We start from the raw sequence: 20230 nt of genomic DNA, 5'->3' as shown, positions 1-20230 counted from the left end.
CTATGCCTCATTTTATTATAGATTGTTCACAGGATATTATTCATCAGAAGACTCCTGATGAGTTAATGGATGCTATTTATGAAGTGGCCCATGCAACAGGCCTTTTTGCGCCCAACGATATTAAAGTCAGAATTCAACCCTATCAGTATTACAGCTTAGGCAATGGCAAAAAAAACTTTCTGCATGTGTTTGGATATATCATGCAGGGACGCAGTACGGAACAAAAAGCTGATCTCTCAAAACAAATCTGTACCCGACTTTCAGAATTACTGCCTGATATTTCTTTTCTTTCTGTAAATATCAGTGATTTTGAAGCGGCAACATACAGTAACAAAGCACTCATTAATCCTGAAAACACGGATAAAAACAGACATTTCGGTTTATAACATTCACCTTTACACCAACTAAACATTAATCATATGAGCCTAAAAACATTAGTCAGCAAAAGTGCACAGTACAACAATTGGGTAGTCAATAAATACATCGACTGGTTATCCACAAAGTCTGATGAACAACTCAACCAGGAAACAATTTCAAGCTTCCCGACTATTTTAAAAACACTACACCATATCTGGCAAACACAGGAATACTGGTGGAGCCATATTTCTGAAAACAATGATTTTGATTTTACAAAAACAACAGAAACCACCAGCAAAGAAGATGTTTTCAATGCCATTAAAAACAATTCACAAAAGCTGGTAGATTATGTGGAAAGTCTGTCTGAAGAAGATCTTTCAAAAAATGTAAAGATAGAATCCCAATGGTTTCAGTGTGATTTTTCCAAATACGAATATATCCAGCATGCCATTCTCCACGGAACATACCATAGAGGGCAAATTGTAACGATGGGAAGAAATGTCGGAATAACAGACGCTCCCATGACCGATTTCAATTTTTGGAATATTTATAAAGATCAGTAATAAAATCAACGGTTTTGTGGATAAGTCTGAGATAAAATATCAGCACCATCACAGAAATACAATTAAACAACTGATTTCAAACAATTTACATTAAAAATATTTAGTTATCCACATCTTAAAATATTTGTGGATAACTTTACATGTATCTATTTACTCCTGTGGATAAACTATGGATAACTTTTCCCACTATTGAAAAAACACACCGTAATTAACTGTATTTCTTTAATTTACAGTAAATATAAATTTTCGTGAAATTTCTACAATAGAAAATCATGTTGATAAGTTCTGTGGATAACTTATCAACATTTTTTAACAAGGATCTTGATTTATCCACTAATCTCATTCATATAGGATCACTGTGATTTTGTAAATTTGGTTTATAATACACCAATACTTACAATTATATATGGAAAAATTTGCAATATCATCAGACGGTCAGAAAATTCATTATAAAGAATCCGGAAAAGGGAATACAACATTGATCTTCATCCACGGATGGCTGGGCAATACCGAATGGTGGGAAGACCAGCAGAAATATTTTAGCAGCCAGTATCATATTGTACAAATGGATCTTGCAGGACATGGAAAATCTGATTCTTCCAGACAGGAATGGACAATCACAAGATATGCCGATGACATTAAATCGGTTGCTGATGCTGTTCATTCAAATGAAATTATACTTGTAGGACATTCTATGTCCGGAGCTTATGTGCTTGAGGCTTCATTGAAAATCCCACAGGTAAAAGCGTTAATTCTGATTGATACCCTGAAAAATTTAGATGAATCTTATACGGAAGAACAGACTGAAGAAGTTTTATCACAGTACAGAACCGATTTTAAATATACTGTGGAAAACATCCTGCCGCAATATCTGTTTGCCAAACAAACTCCTTCTGACGTAAAGGAAAGACTCCAGCACGAATTTCTTCAGAATGCCCCTGAACTGGCAATCAATGTCCTCAGACCGCTATACAAAGCTGATGTGAATACAATTGCAAAGCAGGTTCAGGTACCAGTGATCGCCATCAATTCGGATGCTTCTCCTACCGATGCGGAAACCAATCGAAAATATCTGAAAAACTATGACTACGTGACCATTGAAGGAGTTGGACATTATCCTATGTTGGAAAAACCAACTGAATTCAATACTATTCTTGATAACGTTATCAAAAAACTAATCTAATATTTATCATGCAAAATACCAGAATTTTCGCAACAGCATTCTCCAGCGTTTACCCGCATTATATTCAAAAAGCCGAAAAAAAGGGACGCACCAAAGAAGAGGTACATGAAATCATATTCTGGCTGACGGGATATGACGAAAAAAAACTGCAGGAAATACTGGATCATAAAACTGACTTCAAAACATTTTTTGAACAGGCTCCACAGCTGAATCCCAATGTTTCATTAATTAAAGGAGTCATCTGTGGATATCGTGTGGAAGAAATTGAAGATGAGCTGATGAGAAATATCCGGTATCTGGACAAACTGATTGATGAACTGGCGAAAGGAAAGAAGATGGAAAAAATATTAAGAGCTGTTTAAAAATAAATACTCCTTTACAAATTTATAAATCTGAAAAATATCTTCTCCAATTCAAAAAACTTCCCGAAATTAGCGGTCTGTGCGTTAAAACTATTCAATGAAATAAAAATTTAAATTACAACATACAGCAAAACTTAGTATAAGTTTTCTTCGGGGCAGGGTGAAATTCCCTACCGGCGGTTACAGTCCGCGACTCCTTTCTTTTGAAGGGACTGATCTGGTGAAATTCCGGAACCGACAGTTAAAGTCTGGATGGGAGAAGAAAATGAGATGATCAATAAGATTCCTTATGGACTCTTGTTGTGTCGTATTTCATTTCCATGTACCGAAGACTATTTTAACTTTTAAAAGTAAAATAACATGGAAAAATTATTAGAACAATTCGGAGCTACCTCCAGAGAACGTGTAGAAAAAGCACTTCAAACATTACAAAAGGGAAAAGGTATTCTATTAGTAGATGATGAAAACCGCGAAAACGAAGGCGATATCATCTTTCCCGCTTCCACTATTACAGAACAGGATATGGCACTTTTGATCCGCGAATGCAGCGGCATTGTCTGCTTATGTATTTCTGAGGAAAAAAGCCGCCACCTCAACCTTCGTCCAATGGTGGAAAACAACAATTCAAAAAATCAAACTGCATTCACGATTTCCATTGAAGCCAGAGAAGGTGTGGAATCAGGTGTTTCAGCAAGAGACCGTGTAACAACAATCAGAACCGCTGTAGCAGCAAATGCTCAGGCTGAACATATCGCAAGCCCGGGACACGTCTTTCCTCTGATTGCCAGAGAAGGTGGTGTATTTGAAAGACGTGGACATACCGAAGGTAGCGTAGATCTTGTAAAAATGGCCAACCTGGGTGACGATGCCGTACTTTGTGAACTGACCAACGAAGATGGTTCTATGGCAAGACTTCCTGAAATTGTGAACTTTGCACTCAAAAAAGGAATGAGTGTAGTGACCATCGAAGATATTTATGCTTATCGCAAAATGGTAATAAGCAATTAAACTTAACATTTTTAACGCACAGACCGCCTGTTGATCCGATCAACAGGCGTTTTTATTAAAAATATAATTAAAAAGAGAAAAAATTAACATTTGAATACTATTTTTTAATTATTTTTAACAAAAAATTCTGACTATGAAAAAATCTTTACTCCTTTTATTAGGAGCGTCTGCCATGATGTCTGCGCAGATCACGCTTACAAAAGCATCCAATGATCCTATTTCCGGAAACGTTATCAATTATAACAATACAGCCGGTACCGTAAACAACTCTGCAACAGGACCAAACGCAACATTTTCAAATGGAGGACTTACGATGGGAGCTGCGTCACAAACAACCTATTCCACTCCTACTTCTACTGAAATAGCGACGTTCCCGGGTTCTACTCTTAAAATGGTAGATGGAGGAACAACCGTTTATTACAAAGCGTCAACTACTAAACTGGAAATTACAGGAATTGTCAATACACAGGCAACTTTAAATTTTAGTGTGGATAATGGTACTCATATTAATTATCCAACAACGTACGGACCAACACAGAACGATACCGCGAAAGGTACTTTTTCCTCATCTTCTGCCAGCGGATTATTCAGTGGTACAATGACTGCTATTTCTGATGCATATGGAACTTTAATTATAGGAAATCAAACATACAATAATGTTCTGAGAGTAAAATTCACACAGAATTTCAATCTCTATTCAGCTCTGGATGTTACTTATTCTAACCCTATCGGAACAATTACCAATATAGCATATTCTTATTACGATGCTTCTCACAGATATGCACTGCTTAATTCTACAAGCGGAAATATCAGCATTCCATTGTTGAGTATCAATCAGAATGTAAAAACTACATTTGCATTAAGTGAAACATTCCTTGCCGTAAACAATGCTGCGAAAAAAGAAAGCTTAGTAGTTTATCCAAACCCTGCACAGGACTTTATCGGTTTCAAGGGAAATACAGGTAATTACTCTAAAGCCAATATTTACAGTCTGGATGGAAAACTGGTTAAAACTTCAGAGGTAAAATCTGGAAACATACAGATTTCAGACCTTCCGCCAGCATCTTATTTCATTGAGGTCAGTGGAAAAAATGCTGCAGAAACAAAGAATACAAAATTCATCAAGAAATAATAAAACAAAATCCCCGCTCCTACCAATGAGCGGGGATTTCTTATTAACATTCAAACTTGCATTTAAAAGGTTGCAGCAGGAGCAGTTTCATTATTAAGCTTTCGCTGAATCTCTGTTTTTTTCCCTTTAGAGAAATCATAGCTTAATCCTAACACAAACATGGATTTGTTGTTCATAATCTGTGTATGAATTTTATAATCAACCAAACTTTCCGGTAAACTTTTCGTTTTGTATTCCGAAGGCATTCCTATCCAGTACATTCCTGTGGAAAACGTCCAGTTCTGATGTTTATAGCTTACAAAAACATTATTCTGGTTTTCATTTGTATTCAAGAAAGCTCCATTAAGGCTATATACCGGAATATTGAACTGATACTGCACTGAGAAAGATTTATATTCTGATGAAAGCGAAAAATAATTTCCTAAATAATCATTTTTGATCAAAGCACCTGTACTTGTCCTTACGGTTTCAGAAGTTGGGGTGATTACAGCTTTTACAACAAGTAAGCTGTTCCCAAAGGGTTTATAAGATCCTGTCAGCTGTATTCCGTATCGCTGTCCGTTCTTCCCGTTTTCATAAGTCAGTGCATATCCTCCCAATATATCATCCTGAACATAATACTGATTAATCACACGGTTGGTATACCTGTAAAACAAACCTGCATTAAAATCAAAATATTTATTATTAAAAGAATAGGTCAGATTATTAGAAAAAACCTGTTGTGATTCTAAAAAAGGGTTTCCTCTCTGAACGATATTAGGAGCCAGCTGTACTACATTACTACTCAAAGCATTACTCCATGGACTCACTGGATTGTAGCTTGCGGTAAAACGAAGATTCTGATTACCTTTAACCTGATAGGCTAAAATCACCTTCGGAGTAAAAGTCCATTCATCAAAAGTATTCTCTGCACTTTTGTTATGAATATTCGTAAGACCGGCTCCGATGCGGTAACTGAATTGATTCACTTTTCCTGCAAATTCGGTATAAAAATACTGTTCCAGATAAGTGACACTGTATTGAGAATATCCGGCAAGGTTATTCAGATCATTGGAAATAGAAGACCTTGAAATACGATATCCGGATGAAAGTTTTCCTGCTTTGAAATCGTGTGTATGAGCAAGCTCTCCCACCATACTCGTCTGTTTGGCTTTCAGCATCATATCATTGTCATACACAGACAATCCCGAACCTACCACCCATTCTTTGGCTGTTTCTGTAGTATTTGTAGTATAATAAGAACCCACCACATTAATACTCAACTCATCTTTTTCACTGATTTTTTTTGAATAATAAAGGTCCAACTTCGGAATTACATAGTCTGAGCCATTATTTTTAAACATACTGTGCTCTTCCCTCAGGTTATCTTCAGTAAAGACACTCTGCCCCACACCTTTTGAAAACCTGTTGAAAATATCCATATTAAGTTTAGCCTGAAAAGCATAATCATCGGGAACAAGTCTTGTATAACGCAAAGCAATATTCTGGAAAGTATATCCGAAATGATCTGTTCTGTTTTCATCAGAACGGTAATGCTTTCCGTTCAGCTGATAGTCGTAGATACTGTTTACCCTTCTGTCATTATAATCTCTCAGATTCAAAGAATATTCCAGTCCGAAATTATTTTTTCCTTTTGTATAATTCGCATAGGCCGAGCTATTCACAAACCCGGTATTTAAAGCAGTAGAAATATCAGCTCCGAAAACATATCCTGTTTCTGTAGATTTTGTAAGAATATTAACTACCGTATCTGCTCTCGTTGCCCATCTTGCAGGCGGAATGTCATAATACTCTACCTTTACCACCTCATTGGGTGCAACACTCCGGATCTGCATATCTGTAGCTTCAATACCGTTAATAAGGAACAGTGTAGTTCCTCCTTTCGTACTGGTAATGGTATTTGCTACCGGATCCAGCTGCAATTCCGGAAGTGTACGAAGAAGATCTTTTGCGTATCGGGCTTTTTCCAGAGCTTCTTTGTCAAAAGTATAAACAGCTTTGTCTGCAAACAGCTTTTTACGTTGTGATTTCAAAATAACTTCCTGAATTTCTTTGGTGCCCACAGCATCAGCCGTATCATTTTTCGTTTCCTGTGAAAACATAAAAGTGCCGCAAAGAAAAAAGAGGGTATATATAGTTTTTATCATGTCTGAAGATGAATTATACCATTAAAACAATCAATCCCTCATGTTTGTTACATTTATAATGGCAGATCAATTAAAAAGCAATGAATAAGTTTTCTTCAAAATTTTAGTTATTATGTTAAATCCAGCCCGTTTTTTGCTGGTATTTTTTTACATCACAAAATATAGAATCATGAAAAAAGTATTCATATTAATTCCGTGCTTCCTGTTTTCTGTGTTGGGGGCTCAGGAAATTCAGAACAGTTCAGCAGAGAAGATGAATATCATCAAGACCAATGTCACGGCTTATGCATTCCGAAATATCAACCTGTCTTATGAACGGGCAGTCAACCAATGGTTTTCCGTGAATATTGGTTTCGGAACTATGCCGGAAGGGAAAGTGCCTTTTATCAATGCCTTTCTGAAAGATGAAGATGAGAAAAGATTCCAGAATCTTAGTGTAAAAGCGACCAATTTCACTATTGAGCCGAGGTTTTATATCGGGAAAGGTTATGGAAAAGGATTTTATTTTGCTCCCTATTACCGCTATTCAAGTGTAACATCCAATGCTTTTGATTTTTATTATGATTATAACGGTCCGAATGGAGTCACTTATCAGGTACCACTTAAAGGACAGGGAGATACGAAAGGGAACAGTGGCGGAGTAATGGTCGGCGTACAATTCTTTCTAACCAGAAGCCAGAATCTTGTACTGGATTTTTGGATCGCGGGAGCTCATTATGGAAGTGGAAAAGGGGATTTTACCATGACTTCAGATTATGTACTGACTCCTGATATGCAGGCTCAGCTAAAAAAAGAAATTGAAAATCTGGATATTCCGTTTGTAAAATATACGGTAGAAACGAATGCCAATGGCGCCAGAATAAAAGTGGACGGCCCTTGGGCGGGTTTCCGAAGCGGACTTTCCATTGGGTATAGATTTTAAAAAATACAATCCTTTATGTATACCAACCGTTCTTTTTCAGAGCGGTTTATTTTTTTCTAAAATTTGTATCTTGGACGCTATAATTAACAAAAATTTCTGGAAAATATCATGATGAATTCGTCCACTATTACTACCGCTCAAAGAATTAAAGCCATCATAGGCGGATCTATCGGAAACCTTGTGGAATGGTATGACTGGTATGCGTATGCTGCCTTTGCCATTTATTTTTCCCATTCATTTTTTCCGGATTCTGACCTGAATGCCCAACTGATGAATACCGCAGGAATATTTGCTGTAGGCTTTCTTATGCGTCCTATCGGTGGATGGGTGTTCGGTAGCATTGCGGATAAGATCGGAAGAAAAAAAGCGATGACTCTTTCTGTTCTTCTTATGTCTTTTGGATCTTTATTGATAGCTCTTACACCTACTTATAAATCTATAGGTATTCTGGCTCCTTTATTACTTTTATTGGCAAGACTACTTCAGGGGTTGAGTGTTGGCGGTGAATACGGAGTCTCTGCAACCTACCTCAGCGAAATGGCAACACAGGACAGAAGAGGATTTTATTCCAGCTTTCAATATGTCACTCTGATTGGCGGACAGCTTATAGCACTGGGAATTCAGCTTATTTTACAAAAATTACTTCTGACTGAAGCTCAGCTTGAAGATTGGGGTTGGAGAATTCCTTTTGTAATCGGGGCTATGCTTTCTATCATTGCATTATACCTAAGAGCCAACCTTCATGAAACGGAAGCTTTTGAAAATAAAAAAGAAATCAGCGAAAAGAAAAAAGGAACTGTAAAAGAGCTTCTGAAGCATCCTAGAGCCCTACTTACCGTTGTAGGCCTTACTTTAGGAGGAACATTGGCATTTTATACCTACACCACCTATATGCAGAAATTCCTGGTGAATACAGTACATCTTACAAAGGAAGAGTCTACACTGGTTTCTTTTATTTCACTATTTATTTTCGCATGCCTTCAGCCTGTATTTGGAGGACTATCTGACAAGATTGGAAGAAGGCCGCTTCTTTTAGGATTTGGTATTCTGGGAACGCTGTGTACTGTTCCTCTTCTTACAGCATTGAGTACAACTACTTCAATATGGAGTGCATTTTTTCTGATTATGGCAGCATTAATTATTGTAAGTGGATACACCTCCATCAATGCAGTGGTAAAAGCAGAACTTTTTCCTTCCGAAATCAGGGCACTTGGTGTGGGTCTGCCTTATGCGATTACAGTGGCTATATTTGGGGGAACAGCAGAATATATTGCCCTTTGGTTTAAAAAGATTGGTTCAGAAGAATACTTTTACTGGTATATTACCGGATGTATTCTTTTTTCTCTGGTCGTTTATATAGGAATGAAAGATACTAAAAAGACTTCTACACTTGATCAGGATTAATATTCCAGTAATTTATAAAAAACGTTCGCCGCAGATTCTCTGCGGCGAACGTTCTATTTTTTAATGATAAGCCTGTTTAAATTTTTCAATCATACTGTCCAGATTATGGCGCTGGACATAGATGCTCTTTACCTCTTCATACCTCGGCGATTTGTAGAAAACCTCATGGAAATCCATACTCCCGTTTCCTACTTTTACAACTTTCTGTACTTCGATATTCAACTTTCTCAATTCGTCTTTGAAGACTTTAAATTCATCTTGGATACTACTGCTCATTAATATTTTTAGTTTTTTAGTTAAAAATTCCATTTACCCCTTCAAATGTTAGGGGTAACATCTCAAATTCCGAATAAAGTTAGTAAATTTATTAACACAAAGTAACACTTTGATAATATTTTATTATTTTTTTTACAAATAGTCAGTCGATATTAACCGATTGATACATATTCCGTATTTTTACGATCATAAAAAAATGTAACAACCTTATACAAACTATGAATATTAAAGCATTTTTCTCTTTATTCTTCTTTCTATTGCTTACTTTCCTGCATGGTCAAAAAATGGAATTCAAAGCACCGGATTATGCTGCCATTCAAAAAAATATTGAGGATAAAAATTCAGAGTTCTATTATCCGAAGCTTTTAAAAAGATTAAAACAGAACGATACCCTTCTTACCAGCAATCAATATCGTCATCTTTATTTCGGTTACACGTTTCAAAAAGGGTATGAACCCTATAAAACAGGCAAGAAGGCTGAAGAGGTTGCCAAATATTATCGTGGAGAAGGTATTTCGCAAAAAGATCTTTCTAAAGGAATCCAGCTATTTCTGGATGCTTTGGATGAAAATCCGTTGGATCTGCGCGCTATGAATTATCTTGCTTATCTGTATCATTTGAATAAAGATGATGTCACTGCTGAAAAAATTGCAGGAAATTTCCACGGACTATTAAACGCCATTCTAACTTCCGGTGACGGGCTGAAATGTGAGACAGGCTTTCATGTCATTTCCGTTACAGATGAGTATGTTCTTTTAAACAGATTTCAAATGGAAACAAAATCACAAAGTATAAAAGGGAAATGTGACTATCAGGAGTTTGAAAAAGACAAATATAAAATTCCAGGATTTTATTTTGATATCAGCCGATTCTATGGAAGAATATTGGAGTAATTAATTCCTATATTTTATAATTCAAAAATAGCAGCTATCAATTTTTTTAAATAAATTTCATATGATTTCGCCCTAATAATAAGGGTTCCGGAGAAGGAGAAATATTTTTCCAAAAAAATAAATAAATTTTGTGTAACATTTTTTGAAGGTTCGTCTCTAAAAGACAAATAAACTTTAAAACTTTAGAAATCATTAAAAAATTTACATTCCTTCTTATCATCATGTTATTTTTTTTAGCGGTATGCAACATATTCGGTCAGGAAACTACCTATCCGTTTGAAGTTAAAAAAACTGGAAAAGGGAATCAGTCATTAATTTTCATTCCGGGATTTGCCTCTTCAGGAGATGTATGGAACGAAACCACTGCAAGATTTGAAAAAAACTTCACCTGTTATACTTTAACAATGTCCGGATTTGCCGGAACTCAACCACAGGCAGACGCCAGTTTTAAAGATTGGGAAAAAGGAATTGCTGCTTATATCAGGAATAATAAAATTGACCAACCCATCATTATTGGGCATAGTATGGGAGGCGGCCTGGCTTTGGCGATTGCAGCTGATTATCCTGAGCTTGTAGGTAAAATTGTAATCGTAGACACCCTTCCCTGCCTGGCAGCAATGGCTGATCCTAATTTTATATCAAAAGAAAACAACGACTGTACTCCTGTCATTACTCAGTTAACCGCTATGAATGATGAACAGTTCCGTAAAATGCAGACTCAGGCTATGCCACGTCTTCTGGCAGATAGTTCTATGCAGGAAACTGTAATCAGCTGGAGTATGAAATCTGACCGAAAAACTTTTGCTAAAATGTATTGTGATTTTTCCAATACCGACCTCAGAGACAAAATAAAAAATATACAATGTCCTTCTCTTATTCTTTTGGAGTCTTTTTTTATCAATCTTAAGCCAACCATTGAAGGACAATACAAAAATTTAAAAAATGCCAATATGCAGTACGCTTCAAAAGGATTGCATTTCATTATGTATGATGATAAGGATTGGTATTTTAATCAGCTTACTCACTTTTTATCTGCGAAATAATGGTTTTTGAAGAGATATACGAACTCTACTGGCAAAGGATATTCCGTTTATGCATGGGATATGTGAACGACACCGACATTGCTCAGGATCTTGCCCAGGAAACATTTATCATTGTATGGCAGCAGCTCCCGAAATTCAGGAATGAATCCAGCATAGGAACATGGATCTTCAGAATTGCCTCTAATAACTGCCTCAGACAGATTGAAAGGGAAAAGAAGTTTACCAAAACTGATCTGCCCATTAATTTGGAAGAGAAAAAGCAGGAATCTATGGAACCTCAGATACAAATGCTGTATCAGTTTATTTCGGAGTTGCCTGAAACAGACAGAATTATTATTTCATTGGAACTGGAAGAGATAAAACAGGCTGAAATAGCTCATATCGTAGGACTTTCAGAATCCAACATCAGAGTAAAGATTCACAGGATAAAAGAAAAATTAACGCAAAAGTTTAAAGAAAATGGCTACTAATATTGATTTCAAAAATATATGGAAGCAGCAGACTTCCAACAAACCTAATCTAGAGGAGCTTCTTGGAAAGCTAAAAAAATTCAGAAACCAGAATCTGCGCCGGCTCATCTTTGCTAATATTGGATTAATCGCTACTTCATTAGTAATTCTTTTCATCTGGTATCGTTATCAGCCGGAAATGATCACAACAAAAATCGGAATGGTGCTTGTAGTTCTGGGTATGGCTATCTTTCTATTGGCCTATAACAAAATGTTTATGGTATTTTACAAAATTGATCAGACTCAATCTAACCATGAATATTTACAAAGTTTATATCTGGTAAAAAGCAAGCAAAAATTCATGCAGACTACCATACTCAACTTGTATTTTATCATGCTGTTTCTGGGAATATGCTTTTATATGTATGAATATACTTCAAAAATGACCATTGGTTCTGCTGTTTTGACTTATTCAGTAACCTCTTTATGGGTAGCCTTTAACTGGTTTTATTTAAGGCCCAGAACTATAAAGAAACAACAAGGGAAACTTGACGAATTAATTAATAAATTTGAAGAGATCAATAATCAATTAAAAGAATCATGATTTCTTCTGACAACAAAAACCACTGGGAAAATGTATATGAGACCAAAAATCCTAATCAGGTAAGCTGGACTCAGAAAAAACCTCACACCTCTCTTGATTTTATAAAATCTTCCGGATTGGGAAAAGATGCCCGCATCATTGATATCGGCGGCGGAGACAGCAACCTTGTTGATTTTCTTCTTGAGGAAGGCTATGAAAATATTACCGTGCTGGATATTTCCGCCAAAGCTCTGGAAAAAGCACAGGAAAGACTGGGAAATGCTGCCGGTAAAGTAAAGTGGATTGCTACAGACATTACCGATTTTGAACCCACTGAAGTTTATGATATCTGGCATGACAGGGCTGCTTTTCATTTCCTGACAACACCGGAAAAGGTTTCAAAATATGTAGATATTGCAGAAAAAAATGTGGATAACTTTATGATCATTGGAACTTTTTCTAAAAATGGCCCAACCAAATGCAGCGGATTGGATATTCAGCAGTATGATGAGGAATCATTAACAGAAAAATTTGAAAAAAGTTTTAAAAAGTTACAATGTATTACCGAAGATCACACAACCCCTTTTGAGACCGTTCAGAATTTTGTGTTCTGCTGTTTTAAAAAGCATTAATGAATTGTATATATTTTATTTAAATATAAAAAAGAGAGTCGGTAATGACTCTCTTTTTTGTTTATGATTCTTTTTCTTCTTCCACTTCCACTTCATGACGAAGCTGAGCTTTGTAAAGAGTGGCGTAATATCCGTTTCTATCCAGAAGCTCAAGGTGCTTTCCTTCTTCTACAATTTTACCGTGTTCCATTACAATGATCTTATCCGCTTTTTCAATGGTGGAAAGTCTGTGGGCAATAATAATGGATGTTCTGTTTTTAGTAATTTTTTCTGTAGCTCTCTGAATCAGCTTTTCACTTTCGTGATCAATGGAAGAGGTTGCTTCATCCAGAATTAAAATTTTCGGATCTGATAAATAAGCTCTCAGGAAAGACAACAGCTGTCTCTGCCCTAAAGAAATGGATGAACCTCTTTCACTCACTACATAATCATATCCGCCAGGAAGCTGCTGAATAAACTGATCCACCTCAATCTCTCTGGCACCAGCTTTTATTTTTTCAAGCGTGATACTGTCATCTCCAAAGGCAAGGTTTTCAAAAATACTTCCGTGGAAAAGGAAAACATCCTGCAATACCACTCCAATATGGCTTCTCAGGTTATAAAGCTCATAATCTTTTAAATCCACATCATCAATCAGAATATTCCCGGAATTGATATCATACAATCTTGTGATCAAGCTAATGATGGTAGATTTCCCGGCACCTGTTGCCCCAACGATAGCTACCGTTTCTCCAGGATTCACCTTAAAATCTATCCCTTTCAGTACTTCCTGTTTTTCATCATAGGCAAAATGTACTTTCCGGAATTCAATTTTTCCGGCAAAGTGGTCTTTCTTCACTGTTCCGTTATTCGGCATTGAGTTTTCTTCATCCATCAGTCCCAATACTCTTTCTGCTCCTACAATTCCTCGCTGGATATTATTAAAGCGGTCTGCAATCTGTCTCAAAGGGCGGATCAGCATTGAAATATACTGGATAAATGCAATTACTACTCCGGCACTGATGGTAATATAACCTCCATAAAAAAGGATAAATCCTATAAATAATGACGAAATAAGTTCTACTACCGGAAAGAACAATGAGAATATAAATACAGTTCTCAGTAATGCTCCTTTCAGGGTAATATTGATATCATCAAATTTCTTAAACTCAGATTCCTGTCTGTTGAATACCTGAATAATCGACATTCCGGCAAGCCTTTCCTGAACAAAAGAGTTCTGATTGGATGTCCAGTTTCTTTCATCCCCGAACGCTTTCTTAAGTCTTTTCTGAAAGAATCTTGTAATCATTACCATCAAAGGTAAAATAGCCAGTGTAATATAACTCAGATGAATATTGGTACTGAACATCATGACTAATACAAACAGAATTCTCAGAATATCCCCGAATACCATCAGGAAACCATCGGTATAGACAGTCGCAATAGTTTCCACATCTCCTACGGCACGCGTTACCAGCTGTCCGATAGGAGTTTTATCAAAAAATGAAGTCTTGAAATAGATCAGTTTAGCATAAAGTCGCTCTCTGATATCTCTGATTACATTCTGCGAGATAAAATTTGAAAAATAAACCAGGAAAAAGTTTAAAATAGTTTCTGCAAATACCAATCCTACAAGGATATAGATATGCTTCATCATCAAAGCCTTATCATGGAGCTTTGTAATGTCATTATCCACCACCTGCATTGTAAGATAAGGCCTGTAAGTAGAAACAATAGAAAGGAATATAGAAATTATAAGGGTAAGGATGAACCATGAACGAAATTTCATTCCGATAAAGAACAGCCTTTTTATAATTCCCCAGGTATCTTGTTTTTTCATTGTACGAATCGAAAGAAAGAATTAAAATAAAATTCTATGCAAAAATAAGACTTTATAACCGGACTGCCTTTACAACTTTTGGAAATCGTCATAGAAAATTTCAGATACCTACCATTTACAATATGAATATATTAAGCATTCTTTTGTATCCAGCCCAGAACATATTCTGCTACTTCTTCCCAATTTTTTTCTCCACAGATAAAGTGACTTCTGCCTGCAAATTCTTTAAAATCTACAATACTGTTGGAATCTTTATAAGCTCCCGCAATTTTTTTTGAAAATTTAGCAGGAAAAATTTTATCATTAGAGCCAGCAATAAACAACAGTGGCTGATGGGGTTTCTTCAGATCTAATTTAGCAGAAGCTTTGAGTAAAGGATCTCTTGCCAGTTTTCTACTTTCGGGAGCAGCTACCTTTTCATACAATGTATCACTTTCTTCTTTAGAATAATTATTAAAAAAAGCTTTGTGATACCAATCTTTCGTTCCTAAAAACGGACTGTTTCCTTTGAAAAAGTTAACTACCGGCCAAACAATTTTTACCGTAGAAAAAGGAGCCATCACATTTTTGGGAGGCGCACCATCTATACTCACTCCTGCTGCTGCTTTTCCCATATCAATCAGTTTCTGAACCATAAGTCCTCCAAATGAGTGTCCGATAACAATAGGTTTTTCAGGAAGGCTGTCAATCAGTTTTACAAGATTATTCACCGTATCATCAAAGCCCACATGTCTCAATTCCTGGGGAATATTGTTTTTTAAATTCACAGGATCTCCTTCATGTCCCGGATTGGAAGGTGTATGCACGGTATACCCCTGAGTTTCGAAATACGTTTTCCATTCTTTCCAGCTTGTATTATTCACAAATAATCCATGAATTAATACGATCGTTTTTGTTTTCATATTTTTTACTTTTTTGTATTGTTAAAATGATGAAACAAATTTCCGCAGATAAAATGACGAAAACTTTAACTCAGGTTAAAATCGTACTATTTACCTGAAATTCTTTTTCTTATCCTGCTCAGAGAAGGTCCCTGAATGCCCAGATAAGAAGAAATATGATACAGCGGAACATTGCTGAAAATATCAGGATGCTCTTTCATAAGATCCAGGTATCGTTCTTCAGGAGACTTTAATAAAAACCCCTCTACCCTTGTCATGGTAATATTAAATGCTGCCTGTGCCATAAGCCGTCCAAACTTTTCCCATTGATGCGACTGCTGATAAAGCGAAAGTAAATCAGCATGTCGGATAAAAATAATGGAGGCATCCGTAAGAGCCTGTGTAAAATAATCACATGGAATCTGATTCAGAAAACTTTTAAAAGGAACAACAAAGCCATTGGCAGAATACAGAAAAACATTCTTCTCTTCTCCGGTATCTCCATTAATAACGTAAGAACGGAAAACTCCATCAACGATAAACCCCAAATAAGAGCAGACATTTCCTTGAAGATTATAAAAATCTCCTTTTTTATATTCCTTAGGAAGCCAAAATTGTTCAGACAATCTGAAATCTTCTTCTGAAAGTCCGGCAAAATGATGTAATGCGAAGGCTAGTTTTTCAATTTCAGTCATGATTATTTTTTTAGTATCCCTTACATTATTTAAAAATAATCTTATTTTCTGATACTAAAAAGAGAAATATTACTGATCAATAGCCTTCCCTATTTCTTCAATTTCGATGGTTTTTGCCGGTCTTTCTTTTATAAACTTATTTTCAAGAAATTTATAAACTCCCCAAACAGCAAGAATAGAGATTAACCAGCCGACCATATTCACTCCCGAAAATCCTGTATAATTTACATTATCTACGGATTCAGGATCTGTTATTCCCAAATACACACCGTAACTCATCCCTAACACAATCTGGGTTCCCAGATAAATTCCAATAGCCAAAACACCGTATTGCCATTTTGTTTTTCCAAATCTTTCGGCTAATTGTGCATAATATCGGTAGGCACCAATAAGAATAAAAATTGATAACATGATTATTATTTTGTTTTTAGTTTTTATTTAAAATCGTATCCCACATCCACCAGATACAGTCCATGTCCCGGAGCTGAAGTACCTGCAGCATTGCGGTTTTTATCTTCAATTACTTTACGGAGATCTTCCGGTTTCAGCTTTCCTGTACCAATTTCCACCATCGTTCCGACAATAGCACGAACCATATTTCTAAGAAAACGGTTGGCAGAAACTGTGAATTTCAGCTCTGTTCCGTTCTGCTCCCATTCTGCTTTGTACATTTTACAGATATTAGTTTTGTTGTCGGTTTTTAATTTGGCAAAACTGGTAAAATCTTCATATTCAAAAAGAATCTTACAGGCTTCGTTCATTGCGACAATATCCAGAGATCTTTTCCAGTGCTGCCATGCAGATTCCTGGGTAAACGGATTTTTTTCCAGAGAGATATAATATTCGTAAGTTCTGTAAGTCGCATCAAAACGGGCATGAAAATCATCTTTTACCGGAAAAATCCTTTTAATGGAAATATCAGGCGGAAGAAAACTGTTCAGCCTGCGTGTAAGTTGGTCGTCCAGTTCTTTTTCAGTATCAAAATGGGCAAATATCTTTTTGGCATGAACCCCGGTATCAGTTCTTCCCGCTCCTGTTGTTTTAATCTCTTCGCGCAAAATTGTAGACAGCGCTTTTTCCAGTTCTTCCTGCACAGAAATGGCATCCGGCTGTATCTGATAGCCGAAATAATTCTTCCCGTTGTAAGAAAATTCAATAAAGTATCTCAATGTATTGTAATAACTCCACAAAAATACTTTAATTTAACGAAATATTTGTTGAAAAGTCTTTGAGAATGTTGCACCAAATGCTTACGAAAATTCCTATTTTTGCAATCGTATGAAAAGATGGTACCTTTATCCTTTTTCCCTTGGTTATCATTTGGTAACGGGTATCCGGAACACAATGTATGATCTGGGAATTTTTAAGTCGACAAAATTCAAAACCCCGATAATCAATGTCGGAAACCTTTCTGTGGGCGGAAGCGGGAAGTCACCTATGGTGATGTATCTTGCTCAGTTTCTATCCAAACATTACAGAACCGGTGTGCTTTCAAGAGGCTATGGAAGGCTGACCAAAGGCTACGAAGTAACCAATTACGAAAGCAACTATAAAATGGTGGGTGATGAAGCCATGCAGCTTTTTGAGCGTTTTAAAAACCGTTTTGTTATTGCCGTTTCCGAAGAACGTGTTCCCGGAGCTAAAAAAGTAATTGATGATATGGATCTTCAGGTTCTTGTATTGGATGATGCCATGCAGCACAGAGCTATTAAGGCTGGATTCAATATTCTGATGACTGATTTTAACGATCCTTTTTTTAAAGATTATGTGCTTCCTGCCGGAGACCTCAGAGAATCGAGAGCTGGATATAAAAGAGCCAATATCATCATGGTCAGTAAATGTCCTGATGAACTGACAGAGGAAACAAAAAGGTATTATATTTCAAGAATAAGACCTTCTTATGGGCAGAAAGTCTTCTTTTCATCCATTGGTTATGACGAAAATGTATACGGAAAAGATAAAATGCTTCCGGATAACAACCTGAATTATTATGATATTTTACTGATTACCGGAATTGCCAATCCAAAACCACTTCTGGAACATCTGGCAAAATTCTCAAAAAGGGTGAAGCATTTAAAATTCAGGGATCATCATAATTTCACCGATGATGATATAAAAAAAATCCTTGCCGAATACAAAAAACTAGGAGAATATAAACTGATATTAACCACAGAGAAAGATTACGTACGTCTGAAAACTTTTGACTATCTTAGAGAAATTGTTTACTACTGGCCTATCAATGTACTTATTGATAAGAAAGAAGAATTCAATCAAATCATCTTGGATTATGTTAGAAAAAATTAAAGAGACCGCGGATTTTATTAAAAATATTATTCAGGAAACTCCTGATTTTGCGGTTGTTTTAGGATCCGGACTGGGAAAATTACAAAATGAAGTAGAACCAATCCATATTTTAGAGTACAAGGACATTCCTCATTTTCCACAAACTACAGTGGCCGGACACACCGGAAAACTGATTTATGGAATATTGGAAGGGAAAAAAGTACTGATGATGAGCGGCCGTTTCCATTATTATGAAGGACATTCAATGGAAACCGTTACTTTCCCGATAAGAGTTTTTCATCTGCTGGGAATTCAAAATCTTATTCTTTCCAATGCCTGTGGCGGAGTAAATCCTGCTTACAGCGTTGCTGATATTGTCATTCTGAAAGATCACATCAATATGATGCCTGAGCATCCTCTTCGCGGAAAAAATATAGATGAACTTGGACCACGTTTTGTGGACATGAGTGAGCCTTACAACAAAAAAATGATTGCTGTGGCTGAACAGGCAGCAGCAGAACATGACATTAAAATTCATCGGGGAGTTTACGTTGCCCTACAAGGACCTACTTTTGAAACTCCGGCTGAATACGGAATGATTAAAGCTATTGGTGGGGATATGGTAGGAATGAGCACGGTACCCGAAGTCATCGTTGCCAGACATATGGAAATGGATGTTTTCTGTATTTCCGTAATTACAGATCTTGGCGGTCCTGATGTAGCGTTTGCCGTTTCTCACGAAGAAGTTTTGAATGCCGCCAACAAAGCAATGCCGAATGTAATTTCCGTTGTCAAAGGATTGATTAAAAACTACCAGTAAAATAGCATAACTCAATATTACAACTCAAGACGCAATATTACCTTCCTGTGGAGGGGTGGCAAAAATTTAAATAATTTTTGACGGGGTGGTTTATCCCATAGAATCCATCAATATTATAAATTTTTCCTAATTCCCCAGAAATCAATCTCAGATTGCAATTCATTGTTTAGATTTGTACAAATGAAATTGTTCAAGATGAGAAAGTGGATATTAATTTTTATGATGGGTATTTTTGGGATAAGCTATTCGCAAAAAGTCCCTGCTGTCCTTAAAACAGGATTCTCAAAAGAAGCTTTACAGCAAAAACTGGAAGATGAAGAAGGAAAAGCCATTACCATTCAGCAGATTCTAAATCAGCATAAAGGAAAAGTTTTAGTCATTGATTTTTGGGCAGGATGGTGCAGAGATTGTTTAAATGCCCTTCCAAAAGCTAAGGAATTAGAAGAAAATAACAAGAATATTGATTTTGTATTTCTATCATTAGACCGTTCAAAAGAAGGGTTTGAAAAAAGTCTTGAAAGATTTGATATGAAAAACAAAGAAAATTATTGGTTTTCTACAGGCTGGAAAAATGATTTTAACAATTATGTGGATCTTAACTGGATTCCCAGATATATGGTTATTGATCAGAAATCTTCTATTGCAAAATATTATGCAATTTCCCCCGAAGACCCAGAACTTCAGCAAACCATTGACAAGCTTTTAAAATAATTGTCATTTATTTTAATCTGAAAAAACATAAAAACTCATTGAAAATCATAGGTTTCAATGAGTTTTA

Annotated in this window: 23 protein-coding genes and 1 riboswitch; of the genes, 16 read left to right on the top strand and 7 right to left on the bottom strand. The window is 36.2% G+C overall.

Features of this window, described 5'->3' with window-relative positions; all coding sequences use genetic code 11:
* Positions 1 to 2: 2 nt before the first annotated feature.
* The 6 genes from JOE44_RS20340 to JOE44_RS20315 all read left to right on the top strand — a co-directional run bounded on the left by JOE44_RS20340 (position 3) and on the right by JOE44_RS20315 (position 4605).
* Positions 3 to 386: a 5-carboxymethyl-2-hydroxymuconate Delta-isomerase gene (locus tag JOE44_RS20340; protein WP_209786995.1), complete on the top strand. Its 384-nt coding sequence runs from the start codon at positions 3 to 5 to the stop codon at positions 384 to 386.
* A gap of 33 nt (positions 387 to 419) precedes the next feature.
* Positions 420 to 920 (top strand): DinB family protein, encoded by a 501-nt coding sequence (locus JOE44_RS20335; protein ID WP_209786993.1) that lies wholly within the window; start codon positions 420 to 422, stop codon positions 918 to 920.
* Between the two features lie 406 nt (positions 921 to 1326).
* A complete protein-coding gene (locus JOE44_RS20330; protein ID WP_209786991.1) occupies positions 1327 to 2103 on the top strand; it encodes an alpha/beta hydrolase in 777 nt (258 codons plus the stop codon).
* A gap of 8 nt (positions 2104 to 2111) precedes the next feature.
* Entirely contained in the window at positions 2112 to 2465 is a 354-nt protein-coding gene (locus tag JOE44_RS20325) for a DUF2200 domain-containing protein (protein WP_209786989.1), read from the top strand.
* A gap of 142 nt (positions 2466 to 2607) precedes the next feature.
* Positions 2608 to 2733, top strand: a riboswitch (FMN riboswitch).
* A gap of 92 nt (positions 2734 to 2825) precedes the next feature.
* On the top strand, positions 2826 to 3473 hold the full coding sequence (ribB, locus tag JOE44_RS20320; RefSeq protein WP_209786987.1) for a 3,4-dihydroxy-2-butanone-4-phosphate synthase: 648 nt from the start codon (positions 2826 to 2828) through the stop codon (positions 3471 to 3473).
* 133 nt (positions 3474 to 3606) lie between these two features.
* Entirely contained in the window at positions 3607 to 4605 is a 999-nt protein-coding gene (locus JOE44_RS20315; protein WP_209786985.1) for a T9SS type A sorting domain-containing protein, read from the top strand.
* 62 nt (positions 4606 to 4667) lie between these two features.
* On the opposite strand, the gene JOE44_RS20310 is transcribed toward JOE44_RS20315, so the two are convergent.
* A complete protein-coding gene (locus JOE44_RS20310) occupies positions 4668 to 6752 on the bottom strand; it encodes a TonB-dependent receptor (protein WP_209786983.1) in 2085 nt (694 codons plus the stop codon).
* Between the two features lie 169 nt (positions 6753 to 6921).
* Here JOE44_RS20310 and JOE44_RS20305 point away from each other — a divergent pair, with 169 nt between their 5' ends.
* Together JOE44_RS20305 and JOE44_RS20300 are read left to right on the top strand one after the other, a co-directional pair.
* Positions 6922 to 7674 carry a DUF3575 domain-containing protein gene (locus tag JOE44_RS20305; protein ID WP_245169827.1) on the top strand — a complete coding sequence of 251 codons (753 nt, stop codon included), beginning with the start codon at positions 6922 to 6924 and terminating at the stop codon, positions 7672 to 7674.
* A gap of 108 nt (positions 7675 to 7782) precedes the next feature.
* Positions 7783 to 9078 carry an MFS transporter gene (locus JOE44_RS20300; protein WP_245169826.1) on the top strand — a complete coding sequence of 432 codons (1296 nt, stop codon included), beginning with the start codon at positions 7783 to 7785 and terminating at the stop codon, positions 9076 to 9078.
* A gap of 60 nt (positions 9079 to 9138) precedes the next feature.
* Here JOE44_RS20300 and JOE44_RS20295 read toward each other — a convergent pair whose 3' ends face one another.
* Positions 9139 to 9354 (bottom strand): hypothetical protein, encoded by a 216-nt coding sequence (locus JOE44_RS20295; protein ID WP_034696179.1) that lies wholly within the window; start codon positions 9352 to 9354, stop codon positions 9139 to 9141.
* Between the two features lie 218 nt (positions 9355 to 9572).
* Here JOE44_RS20295 and JOE44_RS20290 point away from each other — a divergent pair, with 218 nt between their 5' ends.
* From JOE44_RS20290 to JOE44_RS20270, 5 genes are all read left to right on the top strand, one after another.
* A complete protein-coding gene (locus JOE44_RS20290) occupies positions 9573 to 10247 on the top strand; it encodes a DUF4919 domain-containing protein (protein ID WP_209786979.1) in 675 nt (224 codons plus the stop codon).
* A gap of 221 nt (positions 10248 to 10468) precedes the next feature.
* The gene (locus JOE44_RS20285) at positions 10469 to 11290 is read left to right on the top strand and encodes an alpha/beta hydrolase (RefSeq protein WP_245169825.1); all 822 of its coding nucleotides are present in this window, start codon (positions 10469 to 10471) and stop codon (positions 11288 to 11290) included.
* A complete protein-coding gene (locus JOE44_RS20280; RefSeq protein WP_209786975.1) occupies positions 11290 to 11760 on the top strand; it encodes a sigma-70 family RNA polymerase sigma factor in 471 nt (156 codons plus the stop codon). Before JOE44_RS20285 ends, JOE44_RS20280 begins: the two co-directional genes overlap by 1 nt.
* Positions 11750 to 12343, top strand: coding sequence for a hypothetical protein (locus JOE44_RS20275; RefSeq protein ID WP_209786974.1), 594 nt, complete (start codon positions 11750 to 11752; stop codon positions 12341 to 12343). Before JOE44_RS20280 ends, JOE44_RS20275 begins: the two co-directional genes overlap by 11 nt.
* Positions 12340 to 12954 (top strand): class I SAM-dependent methyltransferase, encoded by a 615-nt coding sequence (locus JOE44_RS20270; protein ID WP_209786973.1) that lies wholly within the window; start codon positions 12340 to 12342, stop codon positions 12952 to 12954. Before JOE44_RS20275 ends, JOE44_RS20270 begins: the two co-directional genes overlap by 4 nt.
* A gap of 61 nt (positions 12955 to 13015) precedes the next feature.
* Here the strand turns inward: JOE44_RS20270 and JOE44_RS20265 are convergent, their stop codons facing one another.
* From JOE44_RS20265 to truA, 5 genes are all read right to left on the bottom strand, one after another.
* Positions 13016 to 14773 (bottom strand): ABC transporter ATP-binding protein, encoded by a 1758-nt coding sequence (locus tag JOE44_RS20265; protein WP_209786972.1) that lies wholly within the window; start codon positions 14771 to 14773, stop codon positions 13016 to 13018.
* 131 nt (positions 14774 to 14904) lie between these two features.
* Entirely contained in the window at positions 14905 to 15675 is a 771-nt protein-coding gene (locus tag JOE44_RS20260; RefSeq protein WP_209786971.1) for an alpha/beta hydrolase, read from the bottom strand.
* 86 nt (positions 15676 to 15761) lie between these two features.
* Positions 15762 to 16349 (bottom strand): Crp/Fnr family transcriptional regulator, encoded by a 588-nt coding sequence (locus tag JOE44_RS20255; RefSeq protein ID WP_209786970.1) that lies wholly within the window; start codon positions 16347 to 16349, stop codon positions 15762 to 15764.
* Between the two features lie 69 nt (positions 16350 to 16418).
* Positions 16419 to 16760: a hypothetical protein gene (locus JOE44_RS20250; protein ID WP_209786969.1), complete on the bottom strand. Its 342-nt coding sequence runs from the start codon at positions 16758 to 16760 to the stop codon at positions 16419 to 16421.
* Positions 16761 to 16783: 23 nt separating this feature from the next.
* Complete coding sequence (gene truA, locus JOE44_RS20245) at positions 16784 to 17518, bottom strand: tRNA pseudouridine(38-40) synthase TruA (RefSeq protein WP_105681583.1); 735 nt, start codon at positions 17516 to 17518, stop codon at positions 16784 to 16786.
* Positions 17519 to 17627: 109 nt separating this feature from the next.
* Here truA and lpxK point away from each other — a divergent pair, with 109 nt between their 5' ends.
* The 3 genes from lpxK to JOE44_RS20230 all read left to right on the top strand — a co-directional run bounded on the left by lpxK (position 17628) and on the right by JOE44_RS20230 (position 20163).
* The gene (lpxK, locus tag JOE44_RS20240) at positions 17628 to 18653 is read left to right on the top strand and encodes a tetraacyldisaccharide 4'-kinase (RefSeq protein ID WP_079243242.1); all 1026 of its coding nucleotides are present in this window, start codon (positions 17628 to 17630) and stop codon (positions 18651 to 18653) included.
* A complete protein-coding gene (locus tag JOE44_RS20235; RefSeq protein ID WP_209786968.1) occupies positions 18637 to 19452 on the top strand; it encodes a purine-nucleoside phosphorylase in 816 nt (271 codons plus the stop codon). Before lpxK ends, JOE44_RS20235 begins: the two co-directional genes overlap by 17 nt.
* 195 nt (positions 19453 to 19647) lie before the next feature.
* The gene (locus JOE44_RS20230) at positions 19648 to 20163 is read left to right on the top strand and encodes a thioredoxin-like domain-containing protein (protein ID WP_209786967.1); all 516 of its coding nucleotides are present in this window, start codon (positions 19648 to 19650) and stop codon (positions 20161 to 20163) included.
* Positions 20164 to 20230: the final 67 nt, after the last annotated feature.

The sequence above is a fragment of the Chryseobacterium sp. PvR013 genome, from assembly GCF_017833095.1.
In the GTDB taxonomy this organism is placed as follows: domain Bacteria; phylum Bacteroidota; class Bacteroidia; order Flavobacteriales; family Weeksellaceae; genus Chryseobacterium; species Chryseobacterium culicis_A.
Note: the sequence above shows the minus strand (reverse complement) of the source record. Positions and strands in the feature narration are given on the sequence as shown.

What these genes read in the sequence shown, in the direction of transcription:
- JOE44_RS20230 (WP_209786967.1), top strand. Translation starts at nt 19,648, where the DNA reads ATGAGAAAGTGGATATTAATTTTTATGATGGGTATTTTTGGGATAAGC.
- JOE44_RS20330 (WP_209786991.1), top strand. Translation starts at nt 1,327, where the DNA reads ATGGAAAAATTTGCAATATCATCAGACGGTCAGAAAATTCATTATAAA.
- JOE44_RS20255 (WP_209786970.1), bottom strand. Translation starts at nt 16,349, where the DNA reads ATGACTGAAATTGAAAAACTAGCCTTCGCATTACATCATTTTGCCGGA.
- JOE44_RS20310 (WP_209786983.1), bottom strand. Translation starts at nt 6,752, where the DNA reads ATGATAAAAACTATATATACCCTCTTTTTTCTTTGCGGCACTTTTATG.
- JOE44_RS20315 (WP_209786985.1), top strand. Translation starts at nt 3,607, where the DNA reads ATGAAAAAATCTTTACTCCTTTTATTAGGAGCGTCTGCCATGATGTCT.
- JOE44_RS20325 (WP_209786989.1), top strand. Translation starts at nt 2,112, where the DNA reads ATGCAAAATACCAGAATTTTCGCAACAGCATTCTCCAGCGTTTACCCG.
- JOE44_RS20235 (WP_209786968.1), top strand. Translation starts at nt 18,637, where the DNA reads ATGTTAGAAAAAATTAAAGAGACCGCGGATTTTATTAAAAATATTATT.
- JOE44_RS20295 (WP_034696179.1), bottom strand. Translation starts at nt 9,354, where the DNA reads ATGAGCAGTAGTATCCAAGATGAATTTAAAGTCTTCAAAGACGAATTG.
- JOE44_RS20260 (WP_209786971.1), bottom strand. Translation starts at nt 15,675, where the DNA reads ATGAAAACAAAAACGATCGTATTAATTCATGGATTATTTGTGAATAAT.
- JOE44_RS20305 (WP_245169827.1), top strand. Translation starts at nt 6,922, where the DNA reads ATGAAAAAAGTATTCATATTAATTCCGTGCTTCCTGTTTTCTGTGTTG.
- JOE44_RS20290 (WP_209786979.1), top strand. Translation starts at nt 9,573, where the DNA reads ATGAATATTAAAGCATTTTTCTCTTTATTCTTCTTTCTATTGCTTACT.
- JOE44_RS20250 (WP_209786969.1), bottom strand. Translation starts at nt 16,760, where the DNA reads ATGTTATCAATTTTTATTCTTATTGGTGCCTACCGATATTATGCACAA.
- JOE44_RS20265 (WP_209786972.1), bottom strand. Translation starts at nt 14,773, where the DNA reads ATGAAAAAACAAGATACCTGGGGAATTATAAAAAGGCTGTTCTTTATC.
- JOE44_RS20275 (WP_209786974.1), top strand. Translation starts at nt 11,750, where the DNA reads ATGGCTACTAATATTGATTTCAAAAATATATGGAAGCAGCAGACTTCC.
- JOE44_RS20280 (WP_209786975.1), top strand. Translation starts at nt 11,290, where the DNA reads ATGGTTTTTGAAGAGATATACGAACTCTACTGGCAAAGGATATTCCGT.
- JOE44_RS20285 (WP_245169825.1), top strand. Translation starts at nt 10,469, where the DNA reads ATGTTATTTTTTTTAGCGGTATGCAACATATTCGGTCAGGAAACTACC.
- JOE44_RS20340 (WP_209786995.1), top strand. Translation starts at nt 3, where the DNA reads ATGCCTCATTTTATTATAGATTGTTCACAGGATATTATTCATCAGAAG.
- JOE44_RS20270 (WP_209786973.1), top strand. Translation starts at nt 12,340, where the DNA reads ATGATTTCTTCTGACAACAAAAACCACTGGGAAAATGTATATGAGACC.
- ribB (WP_209786987.1), top strand. Translation starts at nt 2,826, where the DNA reads ATGGAAAAATTATTAGAACAATTCGGAGCTACCTCCAGAGAACGTGTA.
- JOE44_RS20335 (WP_209786993.1), top strand. Translation starts at nt 420, where the DNA reads ATGAGCCTAAAAACATTAGTCAGCAAAAGTGCACAGTACAACAATTGG.
- JOE44_RS20300 (WP_245169826.1), top strand. Translation starts at nt 7,783, where the DNA reads ATGATGAATTCGTCCACTATTACTACCGCTCAAAGAATTAAAGCCATC.
- lpxK (WP_079243242.1), top strand. Translation starts at nt 17,628, where the DNA reads ATGAAAAGATGGTACCTTTATCCTTTTTCCCTTGGTTATCATTTGGTA.